Source organism: uncultured Gulosibacter sp., assembly GCF_963509965.1.
Lineage (GTDB): Bacteria > Actinomycetota > Actinomycetes > Actinomycetales > Microbacteriaceae > Gulosibacter.
Window position 1 is genome coordinate 41,761 of the sequence record NZ_CAUPDE010000011.1, and the last position, 13,881, is coordinate 55,641.

Sequence of the window (13,881 nt, forward strand, 5' to 3'; positions counted from 1 at the left end):
CCAGCCGCCCAGTCGAACTGTCACACAGTGCAGCGCAACGTCATGTGGCGTCACACAGTGACCTGTGCTGCCGCGCGCAGGGGTTTGCTACGCTGCCCCGTCAAACATGCTGGTAACCGAACCGTCTTCGAACACCTCGTGGATGGCGCGCGCAATCAGCGGCGCGATCGGCAGCACCGTCAGTGAGTCGAACTGCTTTTCGGCGGTGATGGGCAGCGTGTCGGTGACGACGACCTCGTCGATGCATTCGTGCGAGAGCCGTTCGATTGCCGGGCCCGAGAAGACGGCGTGTGTCGCGGCCACAACCACCTTCGAGGCGCCGTGGTCGCGCAGGGCCTGTGCCGCTTTGCGAATGGTGCCGCCGGTGTCGATCAGGTCGTCAACCATCAAGCAGGTGCGGCCCTCGACGTTACCGACGATGTCGTGCACGGTCACCTCGTTGGCAACTTTCGGGTCGCGGCGCTTGTGGATGATCGCGAGGGGTGCGCCAAGCGCATCCGACCAGCGATCAGCCACGCGCACCCGACCCATATCTGGCGAAACGATGGTGAGGTTCGGGTCGTCGCCGAGCTTTTCCCGAAAGTAGTCCATCAGCACCGGCATCGCGAACAGGTGATCGACGGGTCCGTCGAAAAAACCCTGAATCTGCGAGGCGTGCAGATCAACCGACATGATGCGGTCGGCACCAGCGGTCTTGAACAGATCGGCAATCAGCCGTGCCGAGATTGGTTCACGGCCGCGGCCTTTTTTGTCTTGCCGGGCGTAGGGGTAACAGGGTGCGACCACGGTGATGCGCTTGGCTGAGGCGCGCTTGAGCGCGTCAACCATGATCAGCTGTTCCATGACCGCCTCGTTGATCGGGGCGTCGTGCGACTGAATAACAAACGCATCCGCGCCGCGCACCGATTCACCGTAGCGAGCGTAAATTTCACCGTTTGCGAAGGTGCGGGTTTCGGTTTCAAGCAGCTCGGTGCCCAGCTCGTGCGCAATCTGCTGGGCCAGCTCGGGATGGGTGCGCCCCGAAATCAATACGAGTCGCTTCTCACCGGGATGCATGATGCCAGACACGAATTACCGCCCCTATTCGTTCGTCAACTGCAGTTCGTTGTCAGCTGCAAGTTTAATAACTGTCAGGTTACTCGCTTTATTCGTTAGACGTGTCGGATGCTGCTTCGGCGGCGCGCGCCGAATCCGAGCCGGGGCGGTGCTTGGCCACCCAGCCGGGAATATTGCGCTGCGACGCCGCGGTGACCACCAGTGCACCGGCTGGCACATCTTTGCGGATGGTTGTGCCAGCACCCGAGTAGACACCGTCACCAAGCTCAACCGGTGCCACCAGCACATTGTCGGAACCAATTTTGACGTGTTTCCCAACCACCGTGCGATGCTTGGCGACCCCGTCATAGTTGGCGGTGATCGTTCCCGCCCCGAGGTTCGACCCCGCGCCGATCTCGGCGTCGCCGACATACGACAGATGCGGCACCTTCGCGCCCTCACCGAGCGAGGTGTTCTTCGTTTCGACGAAGGTGCCCACCTTGGCACCGGCACCCACAACCGAGTTCGGGCGCAGATAGCTCCACGGCCCTACAGTTGCGCCCTCGCCAATCACCGAGAGCGTGGCGTCAGTGCGTTTCACCGTCGCTCCGGCACCCACCTCGCAGTCGACCAGTGTCGTGTCGGGGCCGATCACCGCCCCCTCGGCCACCGTGGTGGCACCACGCAGCTGCGTGCCCGGCTGAATCTCCACATCGGGCGCCAGAGTGACATCCCGCTCAATGATGGTGGTGTCGGGGTCGACGATGGTGACGCCCTCACGCATCCAGTGTTCGAGCACACGACGGTTGTACTCGCGCGCGGTGGCACCCAGCTGCGCCCGGTCGTTAATGCCCTGCACGAGCCAGTTATCGGTGACCGCCACCGCCGCAATCCGGCCGCCATCACCGCGAATTAGCCCGGCCGCATCGGTGAGGTATTTCTCAGCCTGCACGTTATCGGTGCCGATACGCGACATCGCGTCACGGGCCGCGGCTGCGGTGAAGGCGTACACACCGGCATTGATTTCGTGAACGAGTTTTTGCTGTTCGGTGGCATCGCGATCTTCAACGATCTGTGCAAACTCGCCATTCTCATCGCGCAGTACGCGACCGAACCCGGTGGGGTCGTCATAGATGGCGCTGAGCATGGTGAGATCGTCGCGGCGGCTGCGGTGTGCATCTACCAGCCGCCCCACGGTTACCGAGTCGAGCAGCGGCACATCGCCCGAGAGCACCACCACATCGCCATCGAAATCGGCCGGCAGCGCTTCCAACCCGACTTCGAGGGCGCGACCGGTGCCGGGAATCTCATCCTGGTCGGCAATGATTGTGCTCGGTGCGAAATCAAGAATGGCTTCAGCCACTCGATCGCGATCGTGACGCACCACCGCAACCGTGTGCGCCGCGCCGAGTTCTGCAGCCGTGTGCAGCACGTGTCCGATCATTGGCAACCCGCCGAGCTTATGCAGCACCTTCGGCGTTTTCGACTTCATCCGCGTGCCTTTACCCGCGGCGAGGATGATGACGGCCAAGTTCTGATCGGTCATGTGGTTACTCCCAAGATCGTGTCATTGGCTACGGTTCGCGTGCATTGAGTTGTGGCTCCTCCCCCAGGATTCGAACCTGGACCTCACGGCTCCAAAGGCCGTCGTGCTGCCGTTACACCAAGGAGGAATGTGTCGTGCCCGTATAGTCTGCCATGTCTTCGTGACCGTCGCCGAAAAACCGTCGGGAATAATAGACCCTATGTCTGAATTCAACGCTCGTGATGCGGTCGACCAGATCGTTGCCGAGTGGACCAATGTGCGTGGTGACCTCGACTTTTCACCCCTCGAGGTGTTTTCACGAATCAAGCGCATCTCACGCCAGCTCGATTCAGTACGCCGCTCGGCTTTTTCGGCAGCGCAGCTCGAGTTGTGGGAGTTCGATGTGCTCTCGGCACTGCGCCGCGCCGGTCACCCGCACGCGCTCACTCCGAAACAGCTCATGCAGACCAACCTGGTCTCTTCGGGCACCATGACCAACCGCATCGACCGGCTCGAGGCCCGGGGCCTGGTGCACCGCAGCGACGACCCTGCCGATGGCCGCAGTGTGCTGGTGCATATGACCGGCGACGGCATCGAGCGTGTTGATGAGGCAATCAAGCAGCTGCTGCGAGCCGAACAGGCCCTGCTCGAGCCGCTGAGTGCACCCGATCGCGATCTGCTCGCCGGCATGCTGCGCGCGCTCGCACGCCGGATGTCACCGAACGACAACTAGTCACCCAACCGCGTCTCCAGCGCGGCGACCCGTATCGCAGTCTGTGGTCGGGCAAACTGTATGCCTATGGTTCATCTACTTGGCGCCGAGCACCTGCACCTCGAGTTCCCAACCAAAGCGGTCTTTGACGATGTCACCGTGGGAATTGCCGCCGGTGACCGCATCGGAATTGTTGGCCGCAACGGCGACGGCAAATCAACGCTGATGAAAATCATGGCCGGACGGATGCAACCCGATGCCGGCCAGGTGACCGTGCGCCGTGACACCCGCATCGCCATGCTCGATCAGAGCGGCGCGCTCGAGCCTGATGACACGGTGGGCCACAGCATCGTTGGTGACCGTGACGAGTTTGAGTGGGCCGGGGATGCGCGCATCCGCGACATCATTGGCGGTCTCGTCAACGATCTCGATTGGGATGCGCGCGTCGGTGAGCTTTCGGGCGGGCAGCAGCGGCGCGTGGCACTCGCGCGCGTGCTCATCGACGATTGCGATATTTTGATGCTCGACGAGCCCACCAACCACCTCGACATTGAAGGTGTGCACTGGTTGGCGAACCATCTCAACGAGCGCTGGTCGGCGAACGAGGGTGCGCTCGTGGTCGTCACCCACGACCGCTGGTTTCTCGACGAGGTGTGTACCCGCATGTGGGAGGTGCATGACCGCCTCGTCGAAGAGTTCGAGGGCGGTTATGCCGCCTATGTACTGCAACGCGTTGAGCGCGACCGCCAGGCGGCAATCGCTGAGCAAAAGCGGCAAAACCTGATGCGTAAAGAGCTCGCCTGGCTACGTCGCGGCGCACCCGCCCGCACTTCAAAACCGAAGTTCCGCATCGAGGCTGCCAACCAGCTGATCGCAGATGTGCCGCCGGTGCGCAACCCGATTGAGCTGCAGCGGATGGCGGTGGCCAGGCTGGGTAAGGATGTGGTCGACCTCGAAAACGCGGGAGTTTCGTTTGGCGACCGGCAGGTGCTGCACGACATCACCTGGCGAATTGCGCCGGGAGAACGCACCGGCATTCTGGGTGTGAACGGTGCCGGGAAATCGACGCTACTGCGGCTGATCACCGGCGATCTGCCGCCCACTTCGGGCCGCGTCAAACACGGCAAAACCGTGCGGATCGCCACGCTCTCGCAGCAGCTTGACGAACTGAAAGATGTTGCTGACGATCGCGTGTTTGAGGTGGTGGGTCGGCTCAAACGCACCTATACGGCGGCCGGCGACGAACTGACCCCCTCGCAGCTGCTCGAGCGGCTCGGATTCACCAGCGCACAATTGCAAACCCCGGTGCGCGATTTGTCGGGCGGTCAAAAACGCCGGCTGCAGCTGCTGTTGATTTTGCTTGACGAACCGAATGTGCTCATCCTCGACGAACCAACAAACGATCTCGACACCGACATGCTCGCGGCGATGGAAGATCTGCTCGACACCTGGCCGGGAACACTGCTGGTGGTGTCACACGACCGTTACCTGCTCGAGCGCGTCACTGATCAGCAGTATGCGGTGATCGCCGGCATGCTGCGGCATTTGCCTGGCGGTGTGGATGAATACCTGCGGCTGGCACCGCCTGTCGCCACGCCCGCGGCCGTCGATCTGGGCGGCTCGGCGACTGCTCCGGCAGCGGCCAATTCATCCCGGCTCAGCGGTGCCCAGCGGCGCAGTCTCGAGAAAGAAACCGCCGCCATTCAGCGCCGCCTCGCGAAACTTGCCGACGAACTAACGGCGACAGATGCGCGTTTAGCCGCCCACGACCAGTCGGACTACGAGGGGCTCAGCGCGATCGGTCATGAGCGCAGCGCCGTGCAGGACGAGATCGACGAGCTTGAGGTGCGCTGGCTCGAACTTGCCGAGCGGCTCGAAAGCTAAGCGGCCTCAAAGCTCAATTTCTTCCTGCGCGAGCAGGGCCTGTTTGAGCTGTTTACGTGCCCGGTTGAGTCGCGAGCGAACCGTCTGCACCGGCACCTGCTGATAGTCGGCGATCTGCTCGTAGGTGTAGTCGGCAAACTCGCGCAACACCAGCGCCACGCGGAAGTCTTCACTCAGTGTTTCGAGTGCGCGCTGCACGCGGTCACGCACCGCGTTGGTTTCGGCGTGGTCGGTGCCGTCGGCGCGATCGAACACATACTCGGCGGCATCGTCATCGACGGTAACTTCGCGGCGCTTGCGGATGATCGCCAGCGCCGAGTTTTGCGCGATGCGGAACGCCCAGGTCGAGATCGACGACTCACCTCGAAACTTTGGCAGGTTTTGCCATATCGCGATCAGCGTGTTTTGCAGGGCGTCTTCGGCGTCGGCGCGGTGCCCGCAGGTGCGCAGGCACACGGCCCAAAGCCGATTTCGATAGGGCTCAAGCAGCAGTGAGAACGCGCGCCGGTCGCCCTGCTTCGCCTGAGCAAGAAGCTGGGCCTCATTGGCAGCATTCTCCATTGCCACTCCTGTCGTTTGCCTCTCAGCAGCTAAACACAATCCGAACGAAAACTAATAGTTGCGGGTTACGTTGAAAGAATCCAGCAGAAATATCCAACCAGAGATTGACTCCCAACCCTCGCCATGTCGGATGCACCGTGCACCACCCTAAACCCGCGCACCGAAGGGTCGGCCAGAATTTTTCTTGACCGCGGGAACTTTCGGCTACCGGTGCGCATCCAAGCTACAGATCAGTCAACGCAACCATTACGACTTTGACTCGAAGGAGCAAGCAGCGATGAGCACCACCCACAGCGGCAACCCGAACGAGGCTTTTTACGGGCACGATCCGGTTGCCGAGTCGACGAATCCTGACGGCACCAGCGCCAAGGCGTTTGACTTTGACGGTGACGGCAATATCGACAATGTCTACGCCGACACCACCGGCGACGGCAACATCGACACCCGATTCATCGACACCGATGGTGACGGCATCTTCGACTACGCCGACATTGACAGCGACGGCGACGGCATTATCGACACCACTGCCTATGACACCGACGGTGATGGCAAACTCGACCTCGCGCTCGTCGACACCGACGGTGACGGCTACGCCGACGAGCAATTCACCATCACCGAATCGTACGGGCCCGAGAGCTTCACTAGCGCCGACGACATCAACACCCTCCCTGCGCCTCCGAGCGAGCACACCCTGCCCGCCGACCCAACCCCGATCGGCGAACCAACCGACAGCGGCAACACGGGTGAGCCGATCAACAACACCGACGAATCGAATTTCCTCGAGGGTGAAGTGGAGTTCGACACCGATGGCGACGGTCAGCTCGACGGTGCGCTGGTCGACGGCAACGGCGACGGCAACCTCGACACCATGCTGATCGACCACGACGGTGACGGCCTTGCTGACGAAGTCTGGATGGACACCGACGGTGACGGCACCTTCGATTCGGTGGGACACTCCGACAGCAACGGCGAAATCAACGAACTCGAAGATTTTGACGGCCCGGAAGTCTCCGACTTCATCTAGTCAGCATTCGCATCGACGTCGGGCGCGGGGTTTTCTGATTGAATCGGGAACTTTCCCCGCGCCCGGCGCATCACACTCAATAACACCACCAATCTTTTGAGACCGGCGCGCGTTGTCAACGAAGGAGCATCATGTCAGAGCCCAATTCAGACCAACCAACAGAGGAGTTCCTCCTCGGTGAGGCACCCTCACTCGGCGATGAGCAATGGGACGGCATGCTCGAAGACACCTTCATCGCACCTCCGGGATTGGCCGACCACCTCGTCGATCTCTTCGACGACACGAGCGAGCACGACCCTGCCGACTACACAGATGACACAATCGATCCGGATGTGATCGACAGTGACTCGATTTTTGGCAACGAGTTCGATGTTGATCTCGCAACCGAAACCGACGCTGACGGCGCTGATGAGCAACCGGGCAACGAGCACCCCACGCGTGTGCCCGACTCGAACGCAATTGATTCAGACACCGACTCGGTGCTTGATCAGATCTTCGGCACCGCCGACTACGGCCACGATGCGACCGGTATCGATACCGGAGGGTTTGAGAGCGACCACTCGCTCAACTTTGATGATGCCGACTACGACAGCAATGATCTGGGCGAACCGCACGATACCGACAGCGATTTCGATGCCCCCGATGACGGTTCAGACGCCTTCCTTGTTTAGCTCGCGAATCTCGATGAACCGGTAACTACTGGCTAACCGTTGAGGCGTAGTGCGAGGTTCGTGAACGAGCGGTCAAGCACCTGATAGGCGTTTTGCCGCTCGGGATAGGGCTCGACGACGGCCGCGCGACGCGCCTCCACCGACCATTTCAGTGCCCGGTCACGCAATTGCAGTGCCGTTGATGACGGCGGCATCGCCAGTTTTTCGGCGTCGTTTCGCCCCGCAAGTTGGCGGTCAAGCATCCCCACCAGCGGGTGATCGGGTTCGACTGCGGCCAATCGTTCGAGCGCGTCGAGCTCGTTGAGCGGATGCAATTCGCGACGCAGCCGCGCCTCGGCCACCAGATTACGTAGCGGCGGCGGGGCCCCGTTCGACCAGGCCAACCGTTCGAGCTGTTCGAGCGCGCGACGGGTTTTCACATACGAGTAGCGCCCCACATAACGCACCGCGAGCGCACGACGCAGCTGTTCAATCCCCGAAGCTTGCTCGAGCCAATCACTCAACGCTCGGGCTCCCTGCTGTGCCGGGTGACGACCGTGACGAAGCCCGTATTCGCCGATCAGTTCGACCAGACGCTGCACTTCACGGTTGTAGATGCCGGGCATGATGGCCGTATCCGGTTCTCCACCGCGCAGCTCGAGGTCGAGGTCATCAGCATCTGCCAACTGCGCCAATGAGCTCGCGTCGTCTTCGCGCACGAGCCCGGTGCGTGCCGCCTGGGCCATATTGCCGGCAATCGCGACCACCGTGCCCAGGTTTGCCCCGTGCTGCGACGAGAATGTTTCGGCGCGCTGGCGTGCCAGTTCGATCGGGTCGGTGTTGCCCCATGGGGTGCCACCAAAGGTATCGGCGTGGCTGAGCACCCCAATTGCACGCGCGGCATCGTCACCGGCAGTGTTGGTGATGCTGCCCCACTCGTGTAAGAACTCGAGATCGTCACGCAGCGGCATATCGCGAAATACGTACACCAGCGCATCTGCAGCCTGGGCACCCTCGTGACCGAGTATCTCGCGGCGCGTGGCCTCAGCATGCTCAGTGGTGGTTGTGGCAAGCCCCGGGGTGTCAATGAGTGTCATATCCCGCAGCATTTCCGACTGCAGATAGACGATTGCGTGGGCAATGTGTTCGGTGGGCGCTGGCAGTGTGTCGGGCAGGCAACCATTGTGCAGGTCGAATGGCAGCCGCTGACCGTTACGCAGCACCACCTCGCCACGTTCGGGGCCGCCGAAAGTGTAGTGGGTGGTGACTTTGGTGCATTCCACAGCGCTGGTCGGTGCCACAACGCGACCCACGAGCGCGTTCACGAGTGTCGATTTACCCGCTTTCACGCGGCCAACCACCGCCAGTCGAATGGTGTCGTTGAGCGAGCTGCGCACCATGTCGGTGACCCGACCGGTTCCGGGGCGATCAACACGGTCGAAGGCGTCGCACAGTTCGTACACTGCGCGACGCATCCCCTCATTCGCGCTGATGGCGCTCATGCTCGATCCGCGACCGCGACCGCGTCTGCTACCTTTCGGTAGCCCTTCGGGGTGAAGCGATTTTTGAGGTCGTCGATGCTGCCATGCCGACCGCTGGAATCATTGTCGAAGCGTACGAAGATGCCGTACGGCAAGTCTTTGTACACGTAGTAATACGAATACCCGCCGCTTCCCTGGCTGAACTCGCCCTCCCAGGCGGTGCCGTTCGAATTACCGTTGACGCTCCACTCGCTGCCCGAGCCGTTGTAGCTGCGTTCGCCGTAAGCGACCGCCGTGTCGGCACTGTCGAACTCGAGCAGGTGCAGTGATGTGTAGGGCTGGTCGTACCAGGTGCATTCGAGCGCGGTTTTTGCCTCAAACGATGACGAACGGCAGGAAGCATCATCGACTGGCACGATCCATTTGAGCCCCGCCTCGCCTGTGAGTTCGGGACAGTTCTTACCGGCTTCTGCGCTTGAACCATCCCAGCAATCGACCTTGCCGCCCGGGGCCGGGCTGGCGGTGTTACCGCCGCTGAAAATGGCCACACCACCCCAGATCAGGCCGACAACTACCGCGAGCGAGAGAATCACCATCCCGATGATCAGCGGTACGTGCCGCTTCTTGCGGGAAGGTTTGGGTGGCTGCTGACCGGGGTGCCGCCCGGTGGGCGTGCCGGGGCGCGAAGGCCCGGGATGCGGAACATTCGACCCCTGAGCCGGGCCGTTCGAGCGCGGCCCGCCGGGGGCACCGTTGCGCGGGCCGCCCGCCGGGGGCGGGGTGTTTGGGCCCAACAACCGCACGCCCGTAGTGTTTGCGACCGGTTGCCCCTGCGGACTCGGACCGTTCGGGCCGGGGCGACCGACAGGATGCGGTGCGGGTCGCTGCTGCGGACGCCCCGGAGCCTGCGGCGGTCGGCCACGACCGTCAGAGCCGGTGGTGTTCACGTAGAGCGCACCCTCGGCGGTGACCAGCTTGGGGTCGTCAAGTGTAGCGATCTGCAAATTTGTGCGTTCGCGAATCATGCGGCTAATTGCCGGGGTGCGTGACGAGCCACCGGTGAGGTAGACAAGTGCCGGCTGGGCGCCAGAAACGCGATCAAACACTCCCTGCAGCAGCTTCGCAGCACGTTCAATATCACCTGCGATCAGGCGTTCATATTCGCCGCGGGTGATCGTCACCACCGCATCCTCTTCACCCAGGCTCACCGAGATATCGGCGTCTGGGCGGGTCGAAAGTTCGGTTTTCGCTGCCGTAACCGCACCTCCGAGCGCTGACTGTGCGCGCAGTTCGGCCATGGTGCGCGGCTGGTGCAGGCGGTCGGCCAGTTCTTGATGCCCACGCGAGCGAAGCGTGTCAAGCGTCCAGTCGAGCAGACGCGCATCGAATGTGCGGCCACCCAGCACCGGATCACCGCCGTAGGCAAGCACGCGGTAACCCACCGGTGATTGCGGGGTGCGTTCGAGCACTGCGAGGTCGAGCGTACCGCCACCAAAGTCGAATACCGCCACCCGCGAACCCGGTGCGGCCTGCTGGTTGCGGGCGTAGTGCGCGGCCGCGGCAATCGGTTCAGAGACGGTGCGAATTGTGTCGACGTTGAAACCAGCGGCTACCGCGCCCTTACGCAATGCCTCTATCTGCGAGGGCGCCCAGGCAACCGGGTGTGTTAGCCACACTTCTCGCGGCGGTTCATTATTTTGTCGGCGCAGCGCGGTTGCGCGCACACTCGAATACACCTCGGTGATTAGATCTTCAGGGCTGACAATCTTGCCGCCAAGTACCACATCGCCCCGCCCAATCAGTGCTTTGGGGGTGCGCTCAAAGCCATCCGGATGCCGCAGCTGCGCATTAATCGCTTCGTCACCAACACGAAACCCCGAGGGAGTGAGCACCACTGCCGAAGGCATGGTGATGCCACCGTCAGACAGGCTGACCGGACGAACCACACCGTTCGCTTCAATGGCGGCGGCGGTGTTCGAGGTGCCAAAGTCGATGGCAAGTCGCCAGGTCATCGGCTGACGCTCCTCTCATACATTTTCATAGAAGTGGTTGGGTCACGTTGAATGAGCATACGAGGTTTGGATTACGGTTCGGTCTTAGGCTGCGCTAATCGTTCAACCTCCGCCGACGCCGTACGAATCGCATCTTGAATCTGTTCGATCTGCGGATTGAGTCGAGCAAGTCGCTGCTTGCGCTCCGATTCGCTGGCTCGACGCGCCGACTCGATGCGATCAAGCTCAGCCTTGGCGGCGTTGGCCGATGCTTTCAAATCACGATCGAAAATCTTCTTCGCATCCGTCTGCACCACCTGCAGCACCCCGCGCACCGCTCGGTCGAGCACCTCGCGCAGCTCGACCGTAGCGTCGTTGACAGTCTGCAAGAACGACTGCCGTTTTGCCTGTCGCCGCGCCAATAGCGCACCGAGACTTCCCATAACCGACATTCCCACCAGTGCCGCACCAAGCGGCCCGAGCAGCGCACCCAGGGTGAGTGAACCAATACCCGACCCCATCAAGGCCCCTGAGAACAGCGTGCGCGGGTCGAGCGAGGCGGCATTGTGTTCGATCGGGGCGCGGGGCTGATTCCCCACCTCGGTGATGCGACGGTTGAGTTCGCCATAGAGCGCGCGATGGGGGTCCATCCCGGCATCGGCGTAGAGTTCGGCGAGCAGCGCTCCGGCGCGCTGACCGATACCGGCCAGCGCGCGACGCACATTCACCTCGAGATCGGCAGCGAGCTCATTGCGCAGCACCAACCCCTGCTGGTCGCTGATACCGGTGCCCTTCGACTGCACCCGTTCGCGCCAATGCGCGGCGAACTCGCGAGTGAGTCGCGAGTTCGCCGCGGTGAGTTCGACGCGCACGCGGTCAACCTGCGCTCCCCAGTCGTAACGCGAGTCTTCAAAGGTGCGCAGCAGTTTTTCGCGGTGTTCTTTGATGCGCCCGACGTCTTCGGGGGCCTCAACCACTCCCCCCAGCGCTTCACGCTCGGCCTGCAGTGCGATCAACGGCTGTTCAAGTAGCGCAGCCCCCTGCCGCAGCGCGTTGAGCGTGGGCAGCTGGTTCGCGCGCACGAGCGGTTTGCGAAGCGCTTCAGCAAGTTCGGGAACCCGGCTGGCTTCGAACAACCGCCGCCGTCGTTCGGGATCGGCTTCGGCAGCGGCGCGTTCACCCCATGCCCCCGATACCACCACCATGGGGATAGTTGCCAGGCGCGGCGAGCGGATCGAAAGAATCTGTCGGTTTTCTTCGAGAATCTGCTCGGAGCTATTGCGGTAGAGATCGAGCTTGGTGACGGCAACAACCACCGATTCGACATGCTCGGCGCAGTTCATGAGAAAGTCGAGCGCCGGCTCGGTAATCCGGCCACCCGCGTCGGTCACCAATAGCAGCACGCTGGCGTCTCGAGCCCGGGCAAGCGCACGCAGCGCATAGGCCTCGCTCAACCCACCCGAACCGGGAGTGTCGACAATCGTGCATCCCTGCAAAAATCCGGGCCGCACCGCCTGCGATGCCTGCAGCGGCGCCGGATCAGCGTTCATCAGCACCGGTGAGTCAAGCCTGATCCAATCCGGTAGTTCGGCGGCGGGGATGCGGCGACGGTTCGGCGGCTGCGGGAACTCGAGCTCGGCGATTCCCAAGGGAAAATTGTCGCTGGCCACCTCGTAGTTCACCGCCAAGGCGGTTACCGCGCTCGGCCCGGTGGGCGCCAGCTGTGCCGACGCCAGCAGCGAGTTCACGAGCGTGGATTTTCCGCGGTTAACCTCGCCAACCACGACAATGCTCGGCGGTCGGCCGCGTGATTCCCGAATCATCTGCACAATGCCGGCGAACTCATCCTGCAGCCCCAGCCGTTTGGCTGCCTCGCCAAGTTTGCGAAAGGCAACCGTAGCCGGGTTCGGCTTGCGAGCGGGCTCAGCAGAGTGATTTGCGGCCGACGAACTGGGCGTTGCAGCGTCGGCACTCGAACTCATACCGATTACGCTACTTGGTTTTCGGTCGCGCCCGCTACTGAACCGACGGTGTAATCACTATCGGCCGCAACGATGATTTCGCCAGGTCAGCCGGCTGGTAGCACAGCAATCAACAGCATCGAGCGGCGCCCTCTGCGGGGCTTGTCACCTGTGCCACGCTGTGCCCGGCACCGCGTAACCGTTCGGCAATCGCCGCGGCGTCGTGTGCGTCTCGGGCGAGGAATGCGAGCGTCGGCCCCGAACCAGACACGATCCCGGTGAGTGCCCCGGCATGCTCTCCCGCAGCCAGTGCTGCTGTCAGTTCTGGTCGCATCCGCAGCGCCGGTGCCTGCAGGTCGTTGGTCAGCTGCGGCGCTAGCGCCCGCACATCGCCCGTGCGCAGGGCCTGCAGCAGGGCCGGGTCGATTTCGGGGTCGGAGGTCGGGCCGAGATGGTCGGCAAACTTTTCTCGATGTTCGTCAAGCGCCCGATAGGCGGCCGGGGTTGAGATGCCAAGATGATTAAAGCGCAGCACCCAGTGCAGTTCACCACCAACCAGGGTGCGCGCCAGCTGATCGCCACGACCGGTACCGATTGCGGCGCCACCACTCAGCGCGAAGGGTACATCGCTGCCCAGCTGCGCCGCCAACGATTCCAGATCGGTGCGGGTGAGGTTCGTACCCCACAGCTCGTTACAGGCCACCAGGGTCGCTGCAGCATCTGCCGACCCTCCTCCCATACCGCCAGCTACCGGGACGTATTTCTTCACCCGCAGCCGGGCACCGGCCCTGTGGCCGGTCGTCTCGGCCAATAGCGTTGCGGCACGGATCACGAGATTGGACTCGTCGGTTGGTAGCTCGGCAACGGGAATGGGTGAGGTGGGATCAAACTCGAGACTCAGTGTGTCGGCTGGTTCGGCGGCGACATACTCGTAGAGCCCAACCGCGAGGAACACCGTTGCCAGCGGGTGGTAACCGTCAGCGGCAAGCGGCCCCACCGAGAGCGCAAGATTGATCTTTCCGGGAGCGCGAACGATGACGGCTTCACTCATATTTCC

At 62.5% G+C, this 13,881-nt stretch carries 11 protein-coding genes and 1 tRNA gene; 4 read left to right on the forward strand and 8 right to left on the reverse strand.

Annotated elements, in window-relative coordinates:
* Positions 1 to 87: 87 nt before the first annotated feature.
* From RQ865_RS07880 to RQ865_RS07890, 3 genes are all read right to left on the reverse strand, one after another.
* Positions 88 to 1,056: a ribose-phosphate diphosphokinase gene (locus RQ865_RS07880; protein ID WP_311478707.1), complete on the reverse strand. Its 969-nt coding sequence runs from the start codon at positions 1,054 to 1,056 to the stop codon at positions 88 to 90.
* 88 nt (positions 1,057 to 1,144) lie between these two features.
* On the reverse strand, positions 1,145 to 2,581 hold the full coding sequence (glmU, locus tag RQ865_RS07885) for a bifunctional UDP-N-acetylglucosamine diphosphorylase/glucosamine-1-phosphate N-acetyltransferase GlmU (RefSeq protein ID WP_311478660.1): 1,437 nt from the start codon (positions 2,579 to 2,581) through the stop codon (positions 1,145 to 1,147).
* Between the two features lie 52 nt (positions 2,582 to 2,633).
* Positions 2,634 to 2,708, reverse strand: a tRNA-Gln gene (locus RQ865_RS07890).
* A 72-nt stretch (positions 2,709 to 2,780) separates the two neighbouring features.
* Here RQ865_RS07890 and RQ865_RS07895 point away from each other — a divergent pair.
* Together RQ865_RS07895 and RQ865_RS07900 are read left to right on the forward strand one after the other, a co-directional pair.
* On the forward strand, positions 2,781 to 3,293 hold the full coding sequence (locus RQ865_RS07895) for a MarR family transcriptional regulator (RefSeq protein WP_311478661.1): 513 nt from the start codon (positions 2,781 to 2,783) through the stop codon (positions 3,291 to 3,293).
* A 66-nt stretch (positions 3,294 to 3,359) separates the two neighbouring features.
* Positions 3,360 to 5,156, forward strand: coding sequence for an ABC-F family ATP-binding cassette domain-containing protein (locus RQ865_RS07900; RefSeq protein ID WP_311478662.1), 1,797 nt, complete (start codon positions 3,360 to 3,362; stop codon positions 5,154 to 5,156).
* Positions 5,157 to 5,162: 6 nt separating this feature from the next.
* On the opposite strand, the gene RQ865_RS07905 is transcribed toward RQ865_RS07900, so the two are convergent.
* Positions 5,163 to 5,717 carry an RNA polymerase sigma factor gene (locus RQ865_RS07905; RefSeq protein ID WP_311478663.1) on the reverse strand — a complete coding sequence of 185 codons (555 nt, stop codon included), beginning with the start codon at positions 5,715 to 5,717 and terminating at the stop codon, positions 5,163 to 5,165.
* Between the two features lie 277 nt (positions 5,718 to 5,994).
* Between RQ865_RS07905 and RQ865_RS07910 the strand changes: the two genes are divergently transcribed.
* Positions 5,995 to 6,741, forward strand: a complete 747-nt coding sequence (locus RQ865_RS07910) for a hypothetical protein (protein ID WP_311478664.1) — start codon at positions 5,995 to 5,997, stop codon at positions 6,739 to 6,741.
* A gap of 131 nt (positions 6,742 to 6,872) precedes the next feature.
* The gene (locus RQ865_RS07915; protein WP_311478665.1) at positions 6,873 to 7,412 is read left to right on the forward strand and encodes a hypothetical protein; all 540 of its coding nucleotides are present in this window, start codon (positions 6,873 to 6,875) and stop codon (positions 7,410 to 7,412) included.
* Positions 7,413 to 7,444: 32 nt separating this feature from the next.
* On the opposite strand, the gene RQ865_RS07920 is transcribed toward RQ865_RS07915, so the two are convergent.
* The 4 genes from RQ865_RS07920 to RQ865_RS07935 form a co-directional block, all read right to left on the reverse strand.
* Positions 7,445 to 8,893, reverse strand: a complete 1,449-nt coding sequence (locus tag RQ865_RS07920; RefSeq protein WP_311478666.1) for a dynamin family protein — start codon at positions 8,891 to 8,893, stop codon at positions 7,445 to 7,447.
* Positions 8,890 to 10,884: an Hsp70 family protein gene (locus RQ865_RS07925; protein WP_311478667.1), complete on the reverse strand. Its 1,995-nt coding sequence runs from the start codon at positions 10,882 to 10,884 to the stop codon at positions 8,890 to 8,892. Before RQ865_RS07925 ends, RQ865_RS07920 begins: the two co-directional genes overlap by 4 nt.
* A gap of 71 nt (positions 10,885 to 10,955) precedes the next feature.
* On the reverse strand, positions 10,956 to 12,845 hold the full coding sequence (locus tag RQ865_RS07930; protein WP_311478668.1) for a GTPase: 1,890 nt from the start codon (positions 12,843 to 12,845) through the stop codon (positions 10,956 to 10,958).
* Between the two features lie 109 nt (positions 12,846 to 12,954).
* Positions 12,955 to 13,875 (reverse strand): 4-(cytidine 5'-diphospho)-2-C-methyl-D-erythritol kinase, encoded by a 921-nt coding sequence (locus RQ865_RS07935; RefSeq protein ID WP_311478670.1) that lies wholly within the window; start codon positions 13,873 to 13,875, stop codon positions 12,955 to 12,957.
* Between the last annotated feature and the right edge of the window lie 6 nt (positions 13,876 to 13,881).

What these genes read in the sequence shown, in the direction of transcription:
- RQ865_RS07880 (WP_311478707.1), bottom strand. Translation starts at nt 1,056, where the DNA reads ATGCATCCCGGTGAGAAGCGACTCGTATTGATTTCGGGGCGCACCCAT.
- glmU (WP_311478660.1), bottom strand. Translation starts at nt 2,581, where the DNA reads ATGACCGATCAGAACTTGGCCGTCATCATCCTCGCCGCGGGTAAAGGC.
- RQ865_RS07895 (WP_311478661.1), top strand. Translation starts at nt 2,781, where the DNA reads ATGTCTGAATTCAACGCTCGTGATGCGGTCGACCAGATCGTTGCCGAG.
- RQ865_RS07900 (WP_311478662.1), top strand. Translation starts at nt 3,360, where the DNA reads ATGGTTCATCTACTTGGCGCCGAGCACCTGCACCTCGAGTTCCCAACC.
- RQ865_RS07905 (WP_311478663.1), bottom strand. Translation starts at nt 5,717, where the DNA reads ATGGAGAATGCTGCCAATGAGGCCCAGCTTCTTGCTCAGGCGAAGCAG.
- RQ865_RS07910 (WP_311478664.1), top strand. Translation starts at nt 5,995, where the DNA reads ATGAGCACCACCCACAGCGGCAACCCGAACGAGGCTTTTTACGGGCAC.
- RQ865_RS07915 (WP_311478665.1), top strand. Translation starts at nt 6,873, where the DNA reads ATGTCAGAGCCCAATTCAGACCAACCAACAGAGGAGTTCCTCCTCGGT.
- RQ865_RS07920 (WP_311478666.1), bottom strand. Translation starts at nt 8,893, where the DNA reads ATGAGCGCCATCAGCGCGAATGAGGGGATGCGTCGCGCAGTGTACGAA.
- RQ865_RS07925 (WP_311478667.1), bottom strand. Translation starts at nt 10,884, where the DNA reads ATGACCTGGCGACTTGCCATCGACTTTGGCACCTCGAACACCGCCGCC.
- RQ865_RS07930 (WP_311478668.1), bottom strand. Translation starts at nt 12,845, where the DNA reads ATGAGTTCGAGTGCCGACGCTGCAACGCCCAGTTCGTCGGCCGCAAAT.
- RQ865_RS07935 (WP_311478670.1), bottom strand. Translation starts at nt 13,875, where the DNA reads ATGAGTGAAGCCGTCATCGTTCGCGCTCCCGGAAAGATCAATCTTGCG.